This is a genomic window from Nocardia sp. NPDC049190, from assembly GCF_040648115.1.
Taxonomy (GTDB): domain Bacteria; phylum Actinomycetota; class Actinomycetes; order Mycobacteriales; family Mycobacteriaceae; genus Nocardia.
Map to the genome: position 1 here is coordinate 37,224 of NZ_JBEZDE010000034.1, position 17,420 is coordinate 54,643.

Annotated in this window: 15 protein-coding genes; 8 read left to right on the forward strand and 7 right to left on the reverse strand. The window is 67.0% G+C overall.

Features of this window, described 5'->3' with window-relative positions:
• Positions 1–8: 8 nt before the first annotated feature.
• The 6 genes from AB0B25_RS25060 to AB0B25_RS25085 all read right to left on the reverse strand — a co-directional run bounded on the left by AB0B25_RS25060 (position 9) and on the right by AB0B25_RS25085 (position 6,579).
• Positions 9–830, reverse strand: coding sequence for an enoyl-CoA hydratase (locus AB0B25_RS25060; RefSeq protein WP_357183969.1), 822 nt, complete (start codon positions 828–830; stop codon positions 9–11).
• 2 nt (positions 831–832) lie between these two features.
• Positions 833–1,726 (reverse strand): 3-hydroxyisobutyrate dehydrogenase, encoded by an 894-nt coding sequence (gene mmsB, locus AB0B25_RS25065; protein ID WP_357183972.1) that lies wholly within the window; start codon positions 1,724–1,726, stop codon positions 833–835.
• The gene (locus AB0B25_RS25070) at positions 1,723–2,790 is read right to left on the reverse strand and encodes an enoyl-CoA hydratase/isomerase family protein (RefSeq protein ID WP_357183975.1); all 1,068 of its coding nucleotides are present in this window, start codon (positions 2,788–2,790) and stop codon (positions 1,723–1,725) included. The genes mmsB and AB0B25_RS25070 overlap by 4 nt, the downstream gene beginning before the upstream one ends.
• 70 nt (positions 2,791–2,860) lie before the next feature.
• On the reverse strand, positions 2,861–4,000 hold the full coding sequence (locus AB0B25_RS25075) for an acyl-CoA dehydrogenase family protein (RefSeq protein ID WP_357183978.1): 1,140 nt from the start codon (positions 3,998–4,000) through the stop codon (positions 2,861–2,863).
• Between the two features lie 3 nt (positions 4,001–4,003).
• Positions 4,004–5,503, reverse strand: coding sequence for a CoA-acylating methylmalonate-semialdehyde dehydrogenase (locus AB0B25_RS25080; RefSeq protein ID WP_357183980.1), 1,500 nt, complete (start codon positions 5,501–5,503; stop codon positions 4,004–4,006).
• A 110-nt stretch (positions 5,504–5,613) separates the two neighbouring features.
• Positions 5,614–6,579 (reverse strand): DUF2157 domain-containing protein, encoded by a 966-nt coding sequence (locus AB0B25_RS25085; RefSeq protein ID WP_357183982.1) that lies wholly within the window; start codon positions 6,577–6,579, stop codon positions 5,614–5,616.
• Positions 6,580–6,791: 212 nt separating this feature from the next.
• On the opposite strand from AB0B25_RS25085, the gene icmF reads away from it, so the two are divergent.
• On the forward strand, positions 6,792–9,995 hold the full coding sequence (gene icmF / locus AB0B25_RS25090; RefSeq protein ID WP_357184062.1) for a fused isobutyryl-CoA mutase/GTPase IcmF: 3,204 nt from the start codon (positions 6,792–6,794) through the stop codon (positions 9,993–9,995).
• Between the two features lie 21 nt (positions 9,996–10,016).
• On the opposite strand, the gene AB0B25_RS25095 is transcribed toward icmF, so the two are convergent.
• The gene (locus AB0B25_RS25095; RefSeq protein ID WP_357183985.1) at positions 10,017–10,418 is read right to left on the reverse strand and encodes a Dabb family protein; all 402 of its coding nucleotides are present in this window, start codon (positions 10,416–10,418) and stop codon (positions 10,017–10,019) included.
• A 111-nt stretch (positions 10,419–10,529) separates the two neighbouring features.
• On the opposite strand from AB0B25_RS25095, the gene AB0B25_RS25100 reads away from it, so the two are divergent.
• The 7 genes from AB0B25_RS25100 (at position 10,530) to AB0B25_RS25130 (ending at position 17,344) form a co-directional block, all read left to right on the forward strand.
• Positions 10,530–11,159 (forward strand): TetR/AcrR family transcriptional regulator, encoded by a 630-nt coding sequence (locus tag AB0B25_RS25100; protein WP_357183988.1) that lies wholly within the window; start codon positions 10,530–10,532, stop codon positions 11,157–11,159.
• A gap of 71 nt (positions 11,160–11,230) precedes the next feature.
• The gene (locus tag AB0B25_RS25105; protein ID WP_357183990.1) at positions 11,231–12,331 is read left to right on the forward strand and encodes an amidohydrolase family protein; all 1,101 of its coding nucleotides are present in this window, start codon (positions 11,231–11,233) and stop codon (positions 12,329–12,331) included.
• A gap of 170 nt (positions 12,332–12,501) precedes the next feature.
• On the forward strand, positions 12,502–13,023 hold the full coding sequence (locus tag AB0B25_RS25110; RefSeq protein ID WP_357183993.1) for a hypothetical protein: 522 nt from the start codon (positions 12,502–12,504) through the stop codon (positions 13,021–13,023).
• Positions 13,024–13,104: 81 nt separating this feature from the next.
• Positions 13,105–13,965 carry a DUF4097 family beta strand repeat-containing protein gene (locus AB0B25_RS25115; protein WP_357183996.1) on the forward strand — a complete coding sequence of 287 codons (861 nt, stop codon included), beginning with the start codon at positions 13,105–13,107 and terminating at the stop codon, positions 13,963–13,965.
• 30 nt (positions 13,966–13,995) lie between these two features.
• Positions 13,996–14,949 carry an ATP-binding cassette domain-containing protein gene (locus AB0B25_RS25120; protein WP_357183998.1) on the forward strand — a complete coding sequence of 318 codons (954 nt, stop codon included), beginning with the start codon at positions 13,996–13,998 and terminating at the stop codon, positions 14,947–14,949.
• Entirely contained in the window at positions 14,946–15,731 is a 786-nt protein-coding gene (locus AB0B25_RS25125; RefSeq protein WP_357184001.1) for an ABC transporter permease, read from the forward strand. Before AB0B25_RS25120 ends, AB0B25_RS25125 begins: the two co-directional genes overlap by 4 nt.
• A 335-nt stretch (positions 15,732–16,066) precedes the next feature.
• Positions 16,067–17,344 (forward strand): cytochrome P450, encoded by a 1,278-nt coding sequence (locus AB0B25_RS25130; protein WP_357184004.1) that lies wholly within the window; start codon positions 16,067–16,069, stop codon positions 17,342–17,344.
• Positions 17,345–17,420 lie beyond the last annotated feature (76 nt).

The following is a 17,420-nucleotide window of genomic DNA, read 5'->3' on the forward strand; positions in this document are numbered from 1 at the left end:
GGACGGACTCAGCGGTTGGTGAATTTCGCGGGTCGCTTCTCGACAAAGGCGCTCATGCCTTCTTTTTGGTCCTCGATCGCGAAGAGCGAGTGGAAGACTCGCCGTTCGAAGCGCAACCCCTCCGCCAGGGTGGTCTCGAAGGAACGGTTCACCGCCTCTTTGGCGACCATCGTGACCGGCAGTGACATCGACGCGATGGTCTCGGCGACCTGGAGCGCGGTGTCGAGCAATTCGTCGGCGGGCACGATGCGCGAGACCAGCCCGGCGCGCTCGGCCTCCTCGGCGTCCATAGTGCGACCGGTGAGCACCAGGTCCATCGCCTTGGCCTTGCCGATCGCGCGGGTCAGGCGTTGCGAACCGCCGATACCGGGGATGACGCCCAGGGTGATCTCCGGCTGCCCGAACTTCGCGGTATCCGCCGCGAGCAGGATGTCGCAGATCATGGCCAACTCACAGCCACCGCCCAGCGCGTACCCGGCGACCGCGGCGATGGTGGGCTTGCGGAACTGAGCCAGCCGGTCCCAGCGGGCGAAGTAGTCGTCGAGGAACATGTCCATGTACGACTTGGGTTGCATCTCCTTGATGTCGGCGCCCGCCGCGAAGGCCCGCTGCGACCCGGTGATCACGACAGCGCCGATCTCGTCGTCGCGCTCGAGGTCGTCGAGCGCGGCGATGACTTCGTCGAGGACCTGGGCGTTCAGCGCGTTGAGCGCCTTCGGGCGGTTCAGCGTGATCCAGCCGACCCGGCCCTTGCGTTCCAGCACAATCGTCTCGAAGTCGGGCCCGCCCTGGTCGCCACCCGCCACGGAATCACTTCGCGATGCGTCCATCTTCAGGCATCCTCCTGGTCGGAACGGTCACGGATATCGGTGACGATAGCCGAGAAATCCCGCCCCGCGTCGGTCCGGTTGAACCGGGTGTAGATCTCGGCGGCGAGCAAGCCGAGCTGGCCGTCGACGTTGTTCGCACGCAATGCGTTCGCGGCCAGACCGAGGTCCTTGGTCATCAGCGCGGTGGCGAAACCGGGCTGGTAGTCGTTGTTGGCCGGGCTGGCGGGCACCGGTCCGGGGACCGGGCAGTAGGTGGTCAGCGCCCAGCTCTGGCCGGATGCGGTGGAGACGACGTCGAAGAACGACTGATGGCTCAGTCCCAGCTTCTCGCCGAGCACCAGAGATTCCGACAGCGCGATCATCGAGATGCCGAGCAGCATGTTGTTGCAGATCTTGGCCGCCTGGCCGACACCGGAGCCGCCGCAGTGCACCACCTTGGCGCCCATCACCTCGAGCACCGGCAGCGCGTCGGCGAAGTCCGCCGCGCCACCGCCGACCATGAAGGTCAGCGTGCCCGCCGCGGCGCCGGCGACACCGCCGGAAACCGGGGCGTCCAGCGCACGATGGCCGGCGGCGACGGCGAACTCGGCCGCGGATTTGGCGTCGGCCACATCGATGGTCGAGCAGTCGATGAACAGCGTGCCCGGCTTCGCGGCGGCAAGTAGCTCGGCGTACACCTCGAGGACGAGTTCGCCGTTGGGCAGCATGGTGATCACCACGTCGGCTTTCGCGGTCTCCGCAGCCGCGGCGACCACCGTCGCCCCGTCGCGCTCGGCCTGTTCCCGCGCCGCGGGCACCGGATCGAAGGCGAGCACCTCGTAGCCCGCCCGTACCAGATTGGCCGCCATCGGCGCGCCCATGTGGCCGAGGCCGAGGAAGCCGATCGTCGTGCTCATTGCGCCACCTCCGGGGTCCGCAGACCCAGTTCCTGTTCGCCCAGTTCGGTGAAATACGCGTTCACCTGCGCGTCCGACACCTCGGCGAGAGTCGGAGGCGACCAGCTCGGGCGGCGATCCTTGTCGATCACCTGAGCGCGGATGCCCTCGACCAGATCGTGCGAGGACAGCGCCGCGAGGGAGACGCGGTATTCCTCGTTGAGTACCGCCTCCAGGCTCGGCGCCGACCGCGCCGATCGCAAGGACCGCAACGTGACCTTCAACGCCACCGGCGATTTCGCCAAGATCTCGGCGGCCGCCGCCCGCGCCTCGGGCGCTTCGTGTCCCTGCAGCCGCGCGACGATCTCTTCGACCGTGTCGGCGCCGTAACACGCGTCGATCCAGTCCTGCGCGGCGCCGAGCGCGGATTCCGGGGCGTCCGTAGCGAACTTGGCGATCGCGATCTCGGCGCTTTCGGTGCGCAGCGTCTCCAGCAGCGCCGGCAGATGCTCGGCGGCGATGAAATAGTCCGCGAAGCCCGCCGCGATCGCATCGCCCGCGGTCATCCGCGCGGTGGTCAGCGCGACGTGCGTACCGATCTCGCCCGGGGTGCGGGCGAGCAGGTAGGTGCCGCCGACGTCCGGGACGAAGCCGATGCCGACCTCCGGCATGCCGATCGTGGACCGCTCGGTGACGATGCGGTGGCTGCCGTGTCCGGAAAGGCCCACGCCGCCGCCCATCACGATCCCGTCCATCACCACCACATACGGCTTCGGATAACGGCCGATCAGTGCGTTGAGGACGTACTCGTCACGCCAGAACTCGCCGGTCGCCGAATCAGCGGTAGTCGCGCCAGCTGTCGCATCGGCGTGGATCGCGACGATGTCGCCGCCGGCACACAGTCCACGCTCACCGGCACCGGTGACGACCACGGTGCGTACCGCATCGTCGTCCACCCATGCCCGCAGCGCATCCGTGATGGCCAGGGCCATCCGATGATTCAGCGCGTTGATCGCCTTCGGCCGGTTCAAGATGATGACGCCGAGCCCATCGCGCCGCTCGATCAGAACTTCCGGTTCGGTCATGCTCTGTTCCTTCCAGCACGAGCCGAACCCGCCATGGCCACGCTGTGCTGCCACCTCCGGGTCCGACCACTCATGCCGCTCCTACCACCGAGCGGGCGACGACCACCCGCATGACTTCGTTGGTGCCCTCGAGAATCTGGTGCACCCGCAGATCCCGGACGATCTTCTCCAAGCCGTATTCGGCCAGGTAGCCGTAGCCGCCGTGCAACTGAAGCGCTTTGTTCGCCACTTCGAATCCGGCGTCGGTGGCAAATCGCTTTGCCATGGCGCACAGTTCGACCTTGTCGGAAGCGTCGGCATCCAACGCCGACGCGGCACGCCACAGCAGCGTTCGCGCCGCCTCCAATTCGGTACGCATATCGGCGAGTTCGAATTGCAGCGCCTGATTCTTCAGCAGTGGTTTCCCGAAGGCCTGCCGCGCGGCCAGATACGGCACCGTCTTGTCCAGCGCCGCCTGCCCACCGCCGACCGAGCAGGCGGCGATATTCAGTCGCCCGCCATTGAGCCCGTTCATCGCGATGCGGAAGCCGTCGCCCTCCGCGCCGAGCAGATTCGTCACCGGAATCCTGGCGTCGGTGAAGATCACCTGCCGGGTCGGTTGGGCATTCCAGCCCATCTTTCGCTCGTTGGCGCCGAAGGAGATTCCGGGAGTGCCGGCGGGCACGAGGAACGCCGACACCCCGTGTGCGCCCGCCTCCCCGGTGCGAGCCATGACGACGTACACGTCGGTGGCGCCTGCGCCGGAGATGAACTGCTTGACGCCGTTGAGGACATAATCGTCGCCGTCGCGCACGGCTTTGGTACTCAACGCCGCCGCGTCCGAACCGACTCCCGGCTCGGTCAGCGCGTAGCTGGCCAGCAGGTCCATCGCGGTCAGTGCCGGGAGCCACCGCTCGCGCAGTTCAGCGCTGCCATAGCTGTCGATCATCCAGGTGGCCATGTTGTGGATGGAGATGTAGGCGGCGATCGCCGGGCAGCCGGTGGCCAGTTGCTCGAAGATCCGCACGGCGTCGAGCCTGCGCAGACCCGACCCGCCGACGTCCTCGCGCACGTAGATGCCGCCGAGGCCGAGCGGGCCCGCCTTACGCAGCACGTCGACCGGGAAGTGCTTGTGCTCGTCCCATTCCAGTGCGTTCGGGGCGAGGAACTCGTCGGCGAACCCGCGCGCGGTATCGCAGATCGCCTTCTCGTCGGCATCGAGGCGGAACATCGGTCACTCCATCGTGGGTATGACGAATGCGTTGCTTTCCTTCAGACCGGAAGGCCAGCGCTGGGTAACCGTCTTGGTCTTTGTGTAGAACCTGATCGAGTCCGGACCGTGCTGGTTCAGATCGCCGAAACCGGAACGCTTCCAGCCGCCGAAGGTGTAGTACGCGATCGGCACCGGAATAGGAACGTTGATGCCGACCATGCCGACCTGCACACGGGCGGCGAAGTCGCGGGCGGTATCGCCATCGCGGGTGAAGATCGCGACGCCGTTGCCGTACTCGTGCTCATCGGCCAGGCGTAGGCCCTCTTCGTAGTCCCGCGCGCGGACCACGGTGAGCACCGGACCGAAGATCTCTTCCCGGTAGATCCGCATGTCCGGGGTGACCCGGTCGAACAATGTCGCGCCGACGAAGTAACCGTCCTCGGCGCCTTGCACGACCAAGCCGCGCCCGTCGACCACCAGCTCGGCCCCCTCATCGACGCCGATCTGGACGTAGTTGTGCACTCGTTGCACGCCGTCTTGCCCGACCAGCGGGCCGAAATCCGCGCCGGGATCGTCGGAGCGTCCGACGTTCAGTTTGTGCACCCGCTCGGTCAGCTTGGCGACCAGACGGTCGGCCGTCTGCTCACCGACCGGCACCGCCACCGAGATGGCCATACAGCGCTCGCCCGCGGAACCGTAACCGGCGCCGATCAACTGGTCCGCGACGTCGTCGAGGTCGGCGTCCGGCATCACGATCGCGTGGTTCTTCGCGCCGCCGAAGCACTGAGCGCGTTTGCCGTTCGCGGTCGCCGTCTCATAGATGTACTGCGCGATCGGGGTGGAGCCGACGAAGCCGACGGCCTTGATCCGCGGGTCGTGCAGCAACACGTCGACAGCTACTTTGTCGCCATTGACCACGTTGAACACCCCGGCGGGCAGACCCGCCTCGAGAAACAGTTCGGCCAGTCGCAACGGCACCGACGGATCGCGCTCGGACGGCTTGAGCACGAAGGCGTTGCCGGTGGCCAGTGCGGGGCCCGCCTTCCACAGCGGGATCATGGCCGGGAAGTTGAACGGCGTGATGCCGGCGACGACGCCGAGCGGCTGCCGCATCGAGTAGACGTCGATGCCGGTGCCCGCGCTCTCGGTGTATTCGCCCTTGAGCAGGTGCGGGATGCCGATCGCGAACTCGATGACCTCGAGCCCGCGCTGGATGTCACCCTTGGCATCGGCGAGGGTCTTGCCGTGCTCCGAGGACAGTAGCGCCGCGAGCGAATCCATCTCGTCCTGCACCAGGCTCAGGAACTTCATCAGCACTCGCGCCCGCCGCTGTGGGTTGACCGCGGCCCATGCCGGCTGCGCCGCCTCCGCGTTCGCGATGGCCGCCTCGACCTCGGACTTGCTCGCCAGCGGCACCCGCGACTGCACCTGGCCGAGGTTGGGATCGAAGACGTCGCCGAAGTTACCGGACGTGCCGGACACGTGCTGGCCGCCGATGAAATGAGTGAGTTCGCGAACCATGCCAGTCCTGTCTCGTAGCCGATCGGTATACGGGCATCCTATAGTTGGATGTCCAAGCATTTACCCGTCGCCGTCCGGATGTGATTCATCCCACCTCGGCCGCGACGCGTCTAGCTGAGCTTTTTCTGCGACCGGGTGAGCTGGACCGCACCGAAGGTGAGCACGATCGCGCCGATCACCACCACGACACCCGCGGCGCCGAGCGCATCGTCGGTCCACTCGGACACCGCCTGGCCGGCCGCGAGCGCGATCGACATGCCACCGCCGATGACGAGCACCACCGACCGCGCAGTCGCATACAGCGCGAAGCAGACGACTGCCACCAGCGCCGTGAGCAGATAGGCCGCCGTCCGCCCGACACCGTCGATACTCTGCGCGGCCGCGACGGAGGTGACGATCGCGATCAGGTACCCGGCCCAGGTTTCCGCCAGAACACCGGCCCTGGTCAGCGCGAACCACAACCCGCCCAGCAGCAGCACGGCCACGCTGCCCCACACGTTGTCCAGATCGAACACGTCGGTGAGCAGACCGACGAGGGCCGCGGGGACGAAGCAGGCGCACGTGATCATGCCGAGCACCGACGGCACCGCGAGATAACCGAACACCGCCAGCACCGAGCCCGCGAGGCACGCGAAAAGTAGAGCAAGATCAGCACTTCCGTTCTCCAACGCAGTGCCGACGGCCCCGGCGACAGCGACGGACGCCAGCGCGAACAAGACTGTCGCGAGCCGAGTGCGCACGCTGTGCGCACCCCGCGGCCCCGAGCGCGCCCGGGACAATCCACCAGCGAGCGCGACCCCGCCGAACAGAAGACCGGCCGCGACAAGGGCCAGCACACCAACGCGCACCAGCCTTCCGAGGTTCTCCCACGACGAGGCCATCACCAGGAAGATCCCCCCGAACAGCAACCCGGCGCCGAGATACGCGGCGATCTCGGCGAGCACCTTCCCGCGCGTCGGCGCCGTCGACTGCTCGGCCGCCAGCGCCGCGAGCACCGCATCGGCTTGAGATCGGGACAGCACGCCCTCGGCGACCAGTCGCGCGACCGCGCTCCCCGCCCTGTTGTCGCTCACCATGCGCCCAGTATGTCCGAGTCAACCACGCGCACGGCACAAATCAGGTTCCACACCTCACCGCGGTCGTGGACGTCGATCCGACGCCGAATCCCGGCGGTCGAGCCATGCCCCGCCGCGGCTGGCGGGGTGATCGCGATCACCGTACGATTAGTTTGACGTCCTAGTATCGGGCGTCCAGAGAGCTCCTGGAGGAACCCGTGGCCGACAGCAGCATGCTCTACACGCCCACCGCCCCCGTCCGCTTCGTCACCTCCGCCGCCCTGTTCGACGGGCACGACGCCGCGATCAACATCATGCGCCGCATCCTGCAGAACCAGGGTGCGGAGGTGATCCATCTCGGCCACAACCGGGCGGTCAGCGACGTCGTCGACGCGGTGCTCACCGAAGACGCGCAAGGCGTCGCGATCAGCTCCTACCAAGGCGGACACGTCGAGTACTTCGAATATCTGGCCGACGCGCTCCGGAAGGCCGGGGCCGAACACGTCCGGATCTTCGGCGGCGGTGGTGGCGTGATCGTCGCCGAGGAGATCGCGCGGCTGGCCGAATCCGGCGTGACCATCTTCTCCCCGGAGGACGGACAGCGCCTCGGCCTACCCGGCATGATCAATCAGCTGATTCGCGACTGCGACGTCGACCTGGCCGCCGAGCCGCCGGTACTGGACGCGGTGCTCGCCGGCGAACGCGCGGCCTTGGCCCGCGCCATCACCTGCTTACAAGCAGGCACGCTGCCGGAGGCAGACCGGCAGAAACTGGCCGCTGCCGCGACGGCGCGCACGGTGCCGGTGCTCGGCATCACCGGCACGGGCGGTTCCGGAAAGTCGTCACTCACCGACGAATTGGTGCGCCGCCTGCGTACGGACCAACAGGACGAACTGCGGGTCGCGATTCTCGCGGTGGACCCGACTCGGCGGCGGGGCGGCGGAGCGCTGCTCGGCGACCGCATCCGAATGAACGCACTCGACGGCGATCGCCTCTTCTTCCGCTCGCTGGCCACGCGCGGTGGACGAGAACTACCGGACAATATCGATCTGATCATGACCGCCTGCAAGGCAGCGGGATACGACCTGGTGATCCTGGAGACGCCCGGTATCGGCCAAGGTGACGCCGCGGTGACCGACTACGTCGACGTGTCGATGTATGTCATGACACCCGAGTTCGGCGCCGCCTCCCAGCTGGAGAAGATCGACATGCTGGACTACGCGGACGTGGTGGCGATCAACAAGTTCGAGCGCCGAGGCGCGTCGGATGCGCTGCGCGACGTCGCCCGGCAGTTGATCCGCAACCGCGAGGCATTCGGCGCGGCCCCGGAGGACATGCCCGTCTTCGGCACGAGTGCGGCGACGTTCAACGACGACGGGGTGACGGCCCTCTACCAGCACCTGACCAGCGTGCTCGCGGACCGCGGTCTGCGACTGGCGCCCGGCGTGCTGCCCAGGGTGCAGACGCGAACCTCCACCCGTTTCGCCCAGATCATCCCGCCCGCGCGGGTGCGCTACCTCGCCGAGATCGCCGAGACCGTTCGGGCCTACCACGCCGAAACGGCCAGGCAGATCATTGCCGCGCAACGCCTGCAACGGCTCGAGCAGGTCGCGGCGGAACTGCCCGACGACACCGCCGTCGCCGAACTGGCCACCCACGCCCGAGCCGATCTCACCCCGGAGAATGCCGCGCTACTCGCCGAGTGGCCGGCGATCGCCGAGTCCTACCGCGGCGACGAGCAGGTGGTACGGGTGCGCGACCGCGAGATCCACACCCCGCTGCGGCGGGAGACGCTGTCCGGCAATTCGATTCCGCGGGTCGCGCTGCCCCGGTTCGCCGATCACGGTGAGCTACTGCGCTTTCTGCGCGCCGAGCACCTGCCCGGCCGATTCCCGTTCACGGCAGGAGTGTTCCTGTTCAAACGGGACAATGAGGATCCGGCGCGGATGTTCGCCGGCGAGGGTGACCCGTTCCGCACCAACCGCCGCTTCCGAGTACTCAGCGAACATTCCGACGCGAAAAGGCTTTCCACCGCATTCGATTCGGTGACGCTCTACGGTCACGATCCCGCCGAGCGGCCCGACATCTACGGCAAGATCGGCACGTCCGGGGTGTCGATCGCCTCACTCGACGACATGAAGGCCCTCTACGACGGGTTCGACCTGTCCGCGCCGACCACCTCGGTGTCGATGACGATCAACGGACCCGCGCCGACCATTCTGGCCTATTTCCTCAACACCGCGATCGACCAGGCGCTGGACCGCTTCACGGCCGCGGAGGGCAGGCCGCCGACCGACGCCGAAGCGTCGGACATCCGGGCGACAACGCTCGCCACGGTGCGCGGCACGGTGCAGGCCGACATCCTCAAAGAGGACCAGGGCCAGAACACCTGCCTCTTCTCCACCGAATTCAGCCTGCGCATGATGGCCGACATCCAGGAGTGGTTCGTCCGTAACGGTGTGCGCAATTTCTACTCGGTGTCGATCTCCGGCTACCACATCGCCGAGGCGGGCGCGAACCCGATCAGCCAGCTGGCGTTCACCCTGGCCAATGGATTCACCTATGTGGAGGCCTACCTCGCGCGCGGCATGAACATCGATGATTTCGCGCCCAACCTGTCGTTCTTCTTCTCCAATGGCATGGACCCCGAGTACTCGGTCATCGGGCGGGTGGCTCGGCGCATCTGGGCCGTAGCCATGCGGGATCGCTACGGCGCCACCGAACGATCGCAGAAGCTGAAGTACCACATCCAAACCTCCGGCCGCTCGCTGCACGCGCAAGAGATGAACTTCAACGATATTCGGACCACACTGCAGGCGCTGATCGCGATCTACGACAACTGCAACAGCCTGCACACCAACGCCTACGACGAGGCGGTGACCACCCCGACCGAGGATTCGGTGCGCCGCGCGCTGGCTATCCAGCTCATCATCAACCGCGAGTGGGGTGTCGCGATGAACGAGAATCCGCTGCAGGGCAGTTTTCTCGTCGACGAGCTCACCGACCTGGTCGAGGAGGCCGTGCTCGTCGAGTTCGACCGGATCAGCGAACGCGGCGGCGTGCTCGGAGCCATGGAGACCGGCTACCAGCGCGGCAAGATCCAGGACGAGTCGATGCGCTACGAACACCGCAAGCACGACGGTTCCCTGCCGATCATCGGTGTCAACACCTTCCGCAACCCGCACGGCGAGCCGCATCGGGAGCTGGAGTTGGCACGCGGCACCGAGGCGGAGAAGCAATCGCAGCTGACGCGGGTCCGGCAGTTTCAGCAACGGCACCGCGCGGCCGCCGGCGCCGCGCTCGCCCGCCTCGATGCCGTCGCCCGCACCGATGACAACATCTTCGAGGTGCTGATGGACGCGGCCCGCGTCTGTACGTTGCAGCAGGTCACCGAGGCCTTCTTCACCGTCGGCGGACAGTACCGACGCAACGTGTGACGCCCGAAAGCGGCTGAGCCGTCAGAAGATCCGCACCTTCGGGATGGTGTCCATCAGCCGTGCCCACTCCGGGTATCTGGCGAGCTTCGCCTCGTGCAACGCCATGATCTTCTCGCGTAGCTCGGGATCGGGATCGTCGGCGACGTCGGGGCCGATCGCGATCTCGGCGAAGTGCGGGATGATCCGTGGATCGCCGTCCAAGTGGACCGGGTCGTGCAGGTACCGCTCCAGCGCGGCCAGATCTTCGATGCCCACACAGTAGGCGTGGGTCAGCCCGTCGGAGGCGTCACCCAGGTTCTGGCCGACGGTCGAGAACGACACCGACTCGACCGACGCGGTGCGCCGCATCGTCGCGAGCACCTGCGCCTTCTGCTCCTCGGTCGTCTCGTCGCGGAACCCGAAGCGCAACAGATGAACGATCATGAACTCCTCCTTTATTTGAACCGACTAGTTCAATCTAGAGAACTAATCGGTATATCCACAAGATTGAACTCACAGGTTCGTTTTCATTCTCGAGGCAGCTAGCATGCAGAGATGGCGGGAGCAACGGCGTCACGGGGCCGCATCGACAAACGGCAGGCGATTCTGGACGTCGCGTTCACCGTTTTCGCCCGGCGCGGCTACGACAAGGCCTGTGTACAGGAGATCGCCGACGAGGCGGGGGTCGCCAAACCGACCGTCTACAACCACCTCACCGACAAACAAACCCTGTTCGAGCACGCGGTGCTGGCCGCGGCCGACGCCGTGGCCGCGCAGACCCTCGCGATCGTGGCGGACCTGCGCGAGCCCGGCGACGACCTCGCGGCAGCCCTGACCGACGTGGCGTACCGACTGCTCGAGGTGTGCGCGTGCGATCGATCCCGCGCCCTGCGCGCGCTCACCTATGCCCAGCTCACAACGTTCCCGGACCTCGTCGACACCGTCCTGACCCGCACCTCGCGCACCATCGCCGAGGCGATGGCCGACCGACTGGCCCGGCTCGCGCTCGCGGGCACGCTGCGCATCACCGACCCGGCCGAAGCCGCCGAGCAACTGCTCGCGCTGATCACGGCCCCGCTGGAGGCGCGCTCGCGTCTCGGCACCCGCGCGGTCCCCGCGGCCGAACTCCGCGACATCGCCCGAGCCGCGACCCGAACCTTTCTGTCCGCGTACGGTTCCCGCTGATTCCAGGGCCGCCCCGGAGGCGGCGTGTGACAATCGCCGGGCAGACCATCGGCGCGGTTGGGACGGCAGACATGGATCTCTCGGACATTCGGATCGTCGACGCACACATCCATCAGTGGGACCCGTTCACAACACCGCGGGATTTCAGCGCGGTGGCGAAACTATTGCGGCTACTGCCGGTGCCGGTAGATGTCGCGAAGCGGCTCGCGCCGCGACGGGATCGCGAATTCGCCGGAGATCCGGTGCCATATCTGCATCCGTATCTGCCGTTCGACTATCGCGCGGACGCCGGCAACGCGCCGATCGAGACGATCGCGCACATCGAGGTCGAATGGTCGGAGCAGGGCCCGTTCGGCAAGGTCGGTGAGACCGCCTGGGTGGCCGGCCTCCCGCTGCACTCCGCGCCGCGGCTCGGGGCGATACTCGCGGGCGGCGACCCGGCGGCACCAGAGTTCGCCGCCTTGCTGGACGCGCACCTGGCCGCCTCCCCGCTGGTGCGCGGTATCCGCGCGGGGGTGGCCCACCACCCCGATCGCGGCGTGCGATCGTTCACCGACATCGAGTTCCGGCTCACCACCAAGGAATTCTTGAACGGGTTCGCGCAGCTGGCCGAACGCGGCTTGTCGTTCGAGGCATGGGTGTACTCGCACGCCATTCCCGACGTCACCGCGCTCGCCGAGCGGTATCCCGAAGTGCCGATCGTGCTGAACCATCTCGGCACCCCCGCGGGCGTATTCGGGGCGGTCGGCAAACACACCGGAACCAATCCCGGGCTCCGCAGACAACTGCTGGTCCGATGGCGCGACGACCTCGCCGCGGTGGCCGCGCAACCGAATGTCGTCGCGAAGGTCAGCGGCCTGATGATGCCGATTCTCGGCCATCCGGTCCCGCGTCGCGGCGTCGCGACGCCGGTTCCGGAACTGCTCGACCGGATCGGTCCGCTACTCGGGCATGCCCTCGACGTCTTCGGCGCCGACCGCCTCATCTGGGGCTCGAATTTCCCAGTGGACAAACCGATCACCAGCATCGCCAACAGCATCGAGGCGGTGGCCACGGCGGTCACCGACCACGGTGGTGGCAAGCCCGAACTCGAGCGGATCTTCCGAACCACCGCGCAGCGCGTGTATCGGATCGCGGAGAACTCGGACCGAGGTGCAGGTCCCACGACGTAACCTCGACGAACCCACGAGCGCGACCATTGACCGAGTTCGCGAGAAAACGCAGGAACACCTCCGCATGTAGCCGACGTGAGGCGGGTGGTGGCCGTCTGCCGATTCGACACTCGCGGGGTTGAGCCACATAAGGTTTGCGTTAGAGCCAGATTGGTGCCATACTGGCTCACATGGATCTCAGACCTTATCTCGAAAGCCTTCGGTACGAGCTGGTCGTCGCCGCCGAAGCGGGCGGTGACGAGGCCCGCGAACTGGCCGAGCGGCTCACCTCGACACTCGGATCGGCGACGCGGCTGGCCCTGCTCAACGCATTGTCCGACGCCGCCGACGAGATCACCCGCGACCTCGCGCCCGGCTCGGTCGAGGTGCGGTTGCGAGGCGTAGATCCGACCTTCGTCGTCACGCCACCGCCCGCGGACCAGCCCTGGGAGGCTGGTGCCACATCGACACCAGTAGCGCCAAATCTGGCACCACTCGATGATAGTGGTGGCACCTCGCGGATCAACGTCCGACTTCCGGATCAGCTCAAGCAGCGCGTCGAGGAGGCGGCGGGCCGCGAGGGCCTGTCCGTCAACGCGTGGCTGGTCCGGGCGGCCGCCGCGGCACTGGAGCCGCGGCCGCTTCCGCCCGTCGCGAGCCGAGGGTCCCGCACCACCGCGGGCGGGCAGACCTTTACGGGCTGGGCGCGATGACATAGCGCCGCAGTACACGACTTTCACACCCACGCCCCGACCGGGGATTTCGCACCACATCACCAAGAGGAGGGCACCGCCATGCCTGAATTCGATACTCCCGAAGCTATTTCCGTCGTCGTAGACGCTTACGTGGGCGACATCAGAATCGTCGCCAGCGACCGCGCCACCACCGTGGTCGACGTACGCGCCGTCAGTCGAAACCAGCGCCTCGACGTCGAGGCCGCCGAGCAGACCCTGGTGGATTATTCCGCGGGCCAACTGCGGGTGAAGGCGCCGCGCCCACCGCTGTGGAAGCAGGCGGTCGTCTTCGGTCGCAAGTACGGCTCGATCGAGGTCGTGATCGAGGTGCCGAGTGGCTCACGGGTCCAGGCCGACACGGAAATGGGAGCGATCCACACTACGGGCCGGCTCGGCGATTGCCGGTTGAAGAGCTCCTTCGGCGACATCCAGGTCGACACGGCGGGCGCATTGGATGTGACCACCGGTATGGGCACCGTCTCCGTGGAGCAGGCCAACGGTCGGGTCGAGATCGGCACCGGCTCCGGCGCGGTGCGCATCCGGCGCGTCGACGGCTCCGCCGAGATCAACAACTCCAACGGTGACACCCGGATCGACACGATCACCGGTGAACTGCGCGTCAAGTCGGCCAACGGCGACATCACCGTCGGCGCCACGCAATCCGGCGTCACCGCCAAGACGGCCGCGGGTTCCATTCGCATCGGCGAGGTCACCCGAGGATCGCTCACCATGGAGACCTCCGCCGGCCGGGTGGAGGTCGGCATCCGCCGCGGCACCGCGGTCCTGCTCGACCTGCACACCAAGTTCGGCTCGGTGCGTAACGAGCTCGACACCGCCGACCGCCCCGAACCCTCCGACGAGAAGGCGGAGGTGCGGGCGCGCACTTCGGCCGGCGACATCATCGTCCGTCGCTCGGCCTGATCGCCGCGACAGCAACGAAAGGCAACAGCTGTGTCCACCACCGCGATCGACGTCCGCGGACTGCGAAAGTCCTACGGCGACAAGACCGTTCTCGACAGCATCGATCTCACCATCCCGGCGGGAAGCATCTTCTCGCTGCTCGGCCCGAACGGCGCCGGCAAGACCACCACCGTGCAGATCCTGTCGACCCTCATCCCCGCCGACGGCGGCGATCTGCACGTAGCCGGTTACGACGTGACGCGCCAGCCGGAAGCCGTGCGCGCCACGATCGGCGTCACCGGCCAGTTCGCCGCGGTCGACGAACTCATGACGGCCGAGGAGAACCTCCTGTTCATGGGCGACCTGCACCACCTGGACCGGCGGGAGAGCAAGCGTCGCGCAGGCGAACTGCTGGAGAAACTCGACCTCGTCGACGCGCGCGACAAGCTGGCGCAAACCTTCTCCGGCGGTATGACCAGGCGACTCGACCTGGCGATGACTCTGCTCGGCGAGCCGAGCATCATCTTCCTCGACGAGCCGACCACCGGCCTGGACCCGCGCAGCCGCCGCGCCGTGTGGGACATCATCCGAAGCCTGGTCGCCGAAGGCATGACGGTCTTCCTCACCACCCAATATCTGGAGGAGGCCGATGAACTCGCCGATCGGATCGCGGTGCTCGACCACGGCCGCATCGTCGCCGAGGGCACCCCGGATCAACTCAAGCGCCTGGTGCCCGGCGGCTACATCCGCCTGCAGTTCCCGGACCCGAGTTCGCTCGCCGCGGCCGCGAACACTCTGGACGGCGCGCTGCGCAGCGACCACGACCTGACCCTGCAGGTCCCCAGCACCGGCGATATCGGCTCGCTACGCGCCGTGCTCGACCGGCTCGACCACGGCCGGATCCCCGTCGACGGACTGTCGGTGCACACCCCTGACCTAGACGACGTCTTTCTCGCGCTCACCGGTCACACCACCGGCACCGAAACGGAAGCGGCATTGCGATGACCACCTTGGCATACACCTCGAACGACGCACTCACGATGCTGCGGCGAAATCTGTTGCACGCCCGGCGCTATCCCGCGATGGTCTTCTCGATCATCATCATGCCGATCCTGTTGCTGCTGATATTCAACTATTTCTTCGGCCACGCGCTGAACGCGGGCGTCGGCGGCGGACACGGCGACAAGTACGTCAACTACCTCACCCCGGGAATGCTGCTCATGATCCCGGCATGGATGGTGGCCTCCACCGCGGTCGGCGTCACCACCGACCTGACCAAGGGCATCGTCAACCGGTTGCGCACCATGGCGATCTCCCAGACCTCGATACTCACCGGCCACGTCGTCGGCTCACTGATCCAGGCGATGGCGGGCGTGGGATGCATGATCGGAGTGGCATTCGCCATCGGATTCCGACCGACCGCCGACGCGGTCGAGTGGCTCGCCGTCCTCGGCCTGCTGGCGCTACTGTCGTTCGCGTTGATCTGGCTGGCTGTCGGATTCGGCGCATCGGCGCGCAACCCGGAGTCCGCGAGCAACGCGCCGACGCCCATCATCATGCTGCCTTTTCTCGGTAGCGGATTCGTGCCGACCGACTCCATGCCGACCGGCGTCCGCCAGTTCGCCGAGTACCAGCCGTTCACGCCGATCACCGAGACCGTGCGAGGACTGCTGATGGGCAGCCACATCGGCAATAACGGCGTCATCGCCGTGGCCTGGTGCATCGGCATCGCCGTCCTCGGATATTTCTGGGCCCGAGCGTCTTTCCAGCGCAGGGCCGCGGCGTAAGCAGCCCGATTCCCGCCCCGCCCGCTCGAGTACGCCGAGCGGGCGGGGCTGTGCCGTTGCCGAGATGCCCGGAAAAGATCAGGAGCACCGGATCCTTGTGCCGTGTGGGACTCGTCGGGCAGCATGCGCCAGATCGGAATGTCCGCGGCATCGACCAGCGCGGATAGCAATGGCGCCCAATCGGATTCGGCCGGATGAGCCATGACTTGAGTATCGACCGATCCCGGGCTACGCTGCCAGCGCTTGACTCCTGAAGCGGACCCGCGACCAGAGCGTGCCTCTGCCTCGGCCGATCAATCTCTCCGACTGTTGGTTCCACCGTCTGGAGGTCATCTTTGACCACGCCGTACGCTCCCGAGCCCGCCAACGACCAAGCAGCCGCCTCGGCGACCTGCCCCGTCCTGCACGGCTCGCCCATTGATTCCGGCGAGGCCCGACTCTCGCTGAACACTGCGGAATACGCGGCCGACCCGATGCGGGTATATGACGAGATGCGCACCGAGTACGGCTCGATGGTCCCGATCGAGCTGGCGCCGGATGTGCCCGCGACATTGGTGATCAGCTACCACGCCGCCATCCGAATTTTGAACGACCCCGACCACTTTCCGGCCGATCCGCGGATGTGGCAGGAGACCATCCCCGCCGACTCGCCGGTCCGGCCGGCCATGGAGTGGCGCCCCAACGCACGGCGCAACACCGGCGAAGCGCACCATCGCTATCGACAGGCCTACACCGACGCCGTCGCCGAAATCGACCTCCACGCCCTGCGTTCCACTGTCGAGAAGATCGCTACCCCGCTGATCAACGACTTCTGCGAAAGCGGTTCGGCGGACTTGATAGCGCAGTACGCCTTCCCGGTGGTCTTCCAGGTCCTCAACCATCTGGTCGGCTGCTCGGCGGACATCGGCGGGAGAATCGCGGCCGGCATGGCCGCCCTCATCAACACGGTCGACGCCACCGAGGGCGTCCAGATGATCAGCGGAGCGCTCATGGAGCTGGTCCAACTGCGACGCCGGGAGCCCGCCGCCGACGTCACGTCATGGATGGCGAGCCACCCGACCGGTCTCGATGACACGGAGCTGCTGTTCCAACTGCTCGACTTCTATGGTGGGGGGATCGAACCGCTGCAAAATCTGATCGCCAACACGCTGCTGCTGGTGATCGCCGACGAACGGTTCGGCGGGTCCGTCGTCGGCGGGAGCCTGTCGACCCGCGACGCACTCGATGAAGTCCTTTTCAACGACCCCCCACTGGCGAACTTGTGCATAAGCTTCCCGCGACAGCCGATCCTGATCGACAATAACTGGCTGCCCGCACATCAACCGGTCCTCATCAGCCTCGCCGCATGTAACAACGACCCCGCCATCGCCGGTGGAGAGCGCATCGGTAATCGCTCGCATCTGGCGTGGGGCGGCGGACCGCACGCCTGCCCCGCCAAGTCCGTGGCATACCTGGTCGCGCAGGACGCGGCCGACCAACTCCTCGACGCCCTCCCCGAGATCCGACTCGCAGTGCCGAAGTCCGATCTGGTCTGGCGACCGGGACCGTTCCACCGATCGCTGGCGTCCTTGCCCGTCGTCTTTCCCGAAACCCCTCAGCTGCCTGTGCTGTAAGACCGGCCACACCCGCTGCTCGACCGCACGGACGAGTTCGGCGCCATCGTCCCGAGCGGCGGCACCAGCGGCCGTG